This is a genomic window from Bacillus sp. 7894-2, from assembly GCF_002272225.1.
GTDB lineage: Bacteria > Bacillota > Bacilli > Bacillales > Cytobacillaceae > Cytobacillus.
Map to the genome: position 1 here is coordinate 1 of NZ_NPDG01000055.1, position 4,875 is coordinate 4,875.

Annotated in this window: 8 protein-coding genes; 7 read left to right on the forward strand and 1 reads right to left on the reverse strand. The window is 39.4% G+C overall.

All coding sequences use genetic code 11. The annotated features are described in order from the left end of the window. Positions 1 to 223 precede the first annotated feature (223 nt). Positions 224 to 547, reverse strand: coding sequence for a hypothetical protein (locus CHI10_RS07885; RefSeq protein ID WP_095243761.1), 324 nt, complete (start codon positions 545 to 547; stop codon positions 224 to 226). 258 nt (positions 548 to 805) lie between these two features. Between CHI10_RS07885 and CHI10_RS07890 the strand changes: the two genes are divergently transcribed. The 7 genes from CHI10_RS07890 to CHI10_RS07920 all read left to right on the forward strand — a co-directional run bounded on the left by CHI10_RS07890 (position 806) and on the right by CHI10_RS07920 (position 4,821). Then, positions 806 to 2,092, forward strand: coding sequence for an MFS transporter (locus CHI10_RS07890; RefSeq protein WP_095243771.1), 1,287 nt, complete (start codon positions 806 to 808; stop codon positions 2,090 to 2,092). A gap of 150 nt (positions 2,093 to 2,242) precedes the next feature. After that, on the forward strand, positions 2,243 to 2,806 hold the full coding sequence (gene sigY, locus CHI10_RS07895) for an RNA polymerase sigma factor SigY (protein ID WP_095243762.1): 564 nt from the start codon (positions 2,243 to 2,245) through the stop codon (positions 2,804 to 2,806). Further along, a complete protein-coding gene (locus CHI10_RS07900; RefSeq protein WP_095243764.1) occupies positions 2,760 to 3,110 on the forward strand; it encodes a YxlC family protein in 351 nt (116 codons plus the stop codon). Before sigY ends, CHI10_RS07900 begins: the two co-directional genes overlap by 47 nt. Continuing rightward, entirely contained in the window at positions 3,107 to 3,307 is a 201-nt protein-coding gene (locus CHI10_RS07905; protein ID WP_095243766.1) for a sigma-Y antisigma factor component, read from the forward strand. The genes CHI10_RS07900 and CHI10_RS07905 overlap by 4 nt, the downstream gene beginning before the upstream one ends. A gap of 15 nt (positions 3,308 to 3,322) precedes the next feature. Continuing rightward, positions 3,323 to 3,526, forward strand: a complete 204-nt coding sequence (locus CHI10_RS07910; protein WP_095243768.1) for a hypothetical protein — start codon at positions 3,323 to 3,325, stop codon at positions 3,524 to 3,526. Then, positions 3,507 to 3,824: a YbjQ family protein gene (locus CHI10_RS07915; protein ID WP_095243770.1), complete on the forward strand. Its 318-nt coding sequence runs from the start codon at positions 3,507 to 3,509 to the stop codon at positions 3,822 to 3,824. Before CHI10_RS07910 ends, CHI10_RS07915 begins: the two co-directional genes overlap by 20 nt. A 208-nt stretch (positions 3,825 to 4,032) precedes the next feature. Next, a complete protein-coding gene (locus tag CHI10_RS07920) occupies positions 4,033 to 4,821 on the forward strand; it encodes an alpha/beta fold hydrolase (RefSeq protein ID WP_076262491.1) in 789 nt (262 codons plus the stop codon). Positions 4,822 to 4,875: the final 54 nt, after the last annotated feature.

A 4,875-nucleotide genomic window follows, 5' to 3' on the forward strand; every position in this document is an offset into this window, starting at 1 on the left:
TTCGCTGAGCAGCCTGGAGCGGAAATCAACGGACAATATTGCTGGCTGAAAAATAGTAATAAATACGAAAAGAGCCAAAAAAAAAGGCCATTCGGCCTTTTTTAATAGAATAATTTAGAATAACCAGCTGATTAGCGCGCCAATTACCACAATTGCTCCAACTACCATAAAAATTGTACGTATCATCTATTTTCACTCCATTCATTCGCAATAAAATAGTCAATTATAGCTGAATTGTTTCAGCTGTATTGATAAAGCGTTTTTCTGACATGCGAAGCACAGAAACATGATTGCTGCACATATCTTTGATATGCTCCAGATGGTTCTGGACGTCAGTTCCTTCCACAATGATCTTCAGACTCGTTTGCGGTTTCACTGTTAAAAGGAAAGACACTAATTTAGAAAGGTTTGAGGCATCCACCGCTTTGTGTTTGCTGTAGAGATAAGTGGTGCCTTCAAGCTGTTTTGATGCCTGGTAAATTTCAAGCATTTTCTTCATTGTGAACTTGTTTTGAACTAATACATTAGTAGAAATAATTTCTTTCATTTTAAAAATCTCCTTTTAAAAAAGTATTTTATATATTAATTGATTAATGATGTGGTTGTACTATGGAATTACCCCGGTGTTCACAACCGTAAACCCCCCGGGTTCAAAGTGTGAATAATTACCTTTTAATTAATCCGTATTTAGGGGTTGAGGCACCATCAGTCTGCAGAAGGAGATAAAAACCATCAAAAGCCGCTTTATCAAATGTTTGTCGCAATTTATAGTAGGGATATAAACAGGGAAACTGAGGTAAGAGGGATGAAGAAATTCAAAGGGATTTTTCAAAATGCCAATTATGTGAAATTGTTTTTCGCTAACTTTACTTCTCAGATGGGCAGCACGATTGGTTTAACAGCTTTTATGTTTTATTTACTGGATCGTTTCTCGGAACAGCCTTTTTATGCCACATTAACTGAATTGATGTTCTCTGTTCCGACCCTGGCGGTGTTTTTTTTAGTTGGAGTGTTTGCGGATAGGATGGATCGCCAGAAAATAGCTTATTATTGTGATTGGATCAGCGCGTTTTTATCAATTGTGCTTTTTCTGACTATTATTATTGGCTGGATGCCGCTCGTATTTGCAGTATTGTTCCTGAGGAGTGCCATTCAGAAATTCTTCTTTCCCGCTGAACATGCAATGATTCAAGGCATATTGAAAAGTGAAGATTACACAACTGCTGCAGGCCTTAATCAGGTGGTGATGAGTCTTTTCATGCTGTTCGGAAACGGACTTGGCATTTTTGCCTACTGGACAGTGGGAGTATATGGTGCGATTGTGGCTGATGCACTTACCTTTATCATTAGTGCATTATTAATAAAATCCTGCCGTATACCAGAAGAAGTCCGTCTGCCAAATGGCACACATGGGCTTAAAGACCTGAATATCCCGCTTGTCTTTAAGGACTTTAATACGGGGATAAAATATATTCTCCAGCACAAATTATTATCTGCTCTGCTTGTCGGCTTTTTCGTTTTCGGAGTGGTGAACGGCGGATTTTCAGTCATGCCTATTTTTATGCTGAAATACAAACTCGAACCGCAATCCTATGAGGAATACTCAGTCCTGCTCGGAATAATATTTGGGATTGGCGTTCTGATTGGCAGCTTTGTTGCCTCCTTGCTTACTCAAAAATTCAAGCTTTATCAGCTGATCATTGCCGGACTGCTGTTATCCGGAAGCTTCATCATTGCTGCTTCTTTTGCAGAGAACACGTTTATTTTCCTATCTTTATTATTTGCTGCAGCTTTCGGACTCCCTTTAGTGAATATCGCAATTGGCGGCTGGATGCCAAGTATTGTGGATCCGAAGATGATGGGGAGAGTACAGGGATGGATAAGTCCGCTGATGATGCTTTCTCAATCCATAACACTCGGGTTTATTGCTGTCAGCTTTCCGGGGTTCCTCAGAGTGGAAATGCTGTACTGGATGGTAGGCGGCTGTTTAGCACTTGTCGGTGTATTTTACAGCCTTGTTCTCCCGGGATTAACGAAAAAATCAGAAAAAAAGGGTGAAGCACATTCTTTGGAACAGACTGGTGCAGTATAATGTAATAAAAGGAAAAAAAGTCCCTGTAATCGGGGCTTTTTATGTGTAAAAAATAATATTAAAAAATAATGAACCTTTTCATCTCTTGAACGTCTTATGAGTGAAATAAACAGTAAACAGCGGGATGATAAGAAGAGAGGAAAGAAGCTGATGGAGGAGAAAGACCTTATAGTAAGTGCCAAACGAGGCGATCAGCTCGCTTTTGCCATGCTTTTTAAAAATAACTATCCCTTTCTGGTTAAATACTTAATCAAAATCACAATGAATCCCGATGCAGCTGAGGAGCTTGCTCAGGAAACAATGTCCAAATGTGTTGAAAAAATCGGACTGTTTAATGGCAAATCGAAATTTTCCTCCTGGCTGATAACCATTGCGACAAATTTGTATATTGATCAGAAGCGAAAGTCGAAACGAGAGAAGAGCTGGAAAGCACAGGAAGAGGTTTTCAGACGCATGAAATGGCATCTTGAAAGCCGAAATGAAGAATGGAATGATGCCTTATCCGCATTGGGAAAACTAAAAGACGAGATGAGGATACCTATTGTTCTAAAACATTATTATGGCTACTCGTATGAGGAAATAGGAAAAATGATGAATATATCTTCAGGCACTGTCAAATCAAGAGTGCACAATGGAATCATGTCTGTAAGAGAGGAGTTGAAGCTTCATGGCGAACAGGAAAGTGCTGCAGCTGGAACAAGATCATCAAGATGAGAAATTATTTGCTGCAGTCAAGGAGATAGAAGACGGATTGGAAACGCTGGAAGAAACCATCCCGGTTTATACACCTGATCTGCAATTTTTTGAGAACTTAGTTGCAGAGCAAAAACAGGCAATGAAAAGGAAATTGATCAAGGAGTTAGCTATCTTCACTGTTGCTGCACTCCTCATTGTAACTTCTGTATTATTCATGCTGTATCAGGTTCCATCTGTATTTTTTATTCTGCAGGGAGTTGTGACAATTTTCATTATGGCCTATAGCACAGTCAGCTTCGTGAAACAGGTGAATGGCACATGAACAGTGAAGAAATATCTCTTCCGCTGCTGATTTTAGTGGGAGTCATCTTAATAGCACAGAGTACGTTTCTATTTCTTGATGCAAGAAAGCACGGCCACAATTATTGGCTATGGGGGATTATCGGTTTAATTCAGGCGCCAATGCCGACGCTGTTTTACTTGATTTTCGTCAGAAAGATTTGGCAGAAAAAAGATTAATTGAGGGATGCAAGGATGAAGAAATTAAAACAGATGCTGCTTCTTGCAGCCACTGGCGGCCAGTTTCTCGGGATTGCCATGCTGTTTATTAATATCAAGGCTGCGATTATGTTTTATATTTTATATGCTTTAATGATCATTGCATTATTTATTGTTTTGATAGCTGAGAGAAAAAGAGAAAAAGAGGAGGAAGAACAAAATGATTATCGTGACTACTGATACCGTATCCGGGAAAGAGATTAAAGAGATTAAAGGGTTTGTAAGGGGGAGTACAGTCCAGACAAAGCATATAGGAAAAGATATTCTGGCAGGATTAAAAACAATTGTAGGCGGAGAAATTGGCGAATATACTGAAATGATGGATGAAGCAAGAAAAAAGGCAATTGGCAGAATGGTGGAAGATGCAAAGGCAAAAGGGGCCAACGCAATCATTGGAATGCGGCTGCAGACCTCAGCCGTTATGCAGAATGCTGCAGAAATCATAGCCTATGGGACTGCAGCAATCATTGAAGAATAGCAGAAGAAGAACCGGCTGACATAGTTAGCTGGTTTTTTTATGTCATAAAAAGGGAAAGGATGAATATTTGGCAGAAAATACTTGAAAAGAAACTAGTGAATTTTTTGTGATATTATAAGCAATTTCCGCCGAAATCCTTTACAATAGAATGAAACTTCTTAAAAACAAAACTAAGAAAAATGACACTAGAATGTGGATTGGAGTATATATGCTATATTACCGTACGTATGTGAAAGATGAGTCCCTTCCATGGGTTACCTTTGTTCATGGTGCAGGGGGCAGCTCTGCAATCTGGTATAAACAAATGAGAGAGTACAAAAAGCATTTCAATGTTCTGCTGGTAGATCTGCGGGGACATGGTCAATCAGGAAAGGGCACCTGGGAAGAAGGAGATCATTTTACAGAAGTTTCTCAGGATATTGTGGATGTGCTCGATCATCTTCATATTACAGACTCCCATTTTGTGGGAATTTCGCTGGGGACTATAGTGATCCAGACAATCGCGCAGAATCATCCGGAAAGAGTAGCTTCCATGATTTTGGGCGGAGCCATTACTGAATTGAACTGGCGCACAAGGTTTTTGATAGCCATTGCGAATTTGACTAAGTATATGCTGCCATATATGCTGCTTTATAAGCTATTTGCGTGGATTATCATGCCAAAAAGAAATCATCTTGAATCAAGACATGCCTTTGTAAGGCAGGCAGCAAAAATGTGCCAAAAGGAATTCATCAACTGGCTGTCCTTAACAAAATCGGTTAATCCGTACCTGGGAAAAATCCAATCCAGCATTTCCCACATTCCTACCCTTTTTATTATGGGACAGGAAGATCACTTGTTTATTAAATCTGTAAAAAGCATTGCCCAAAAAGCTAAAACAGCTACAGTCAAAATCATTACAGATGCAGGACATGTATGCAACATCGACAAACCTGATGCCTTTAACAGAATAACCATCGACTTTATCAACAGGCAAAAAAGAAGATTGGCTTCATAAAGGATCCTTGTGGATCCTTTTTTTAGATAGGCTGTTTTCGCAAAGTTTGTTGCT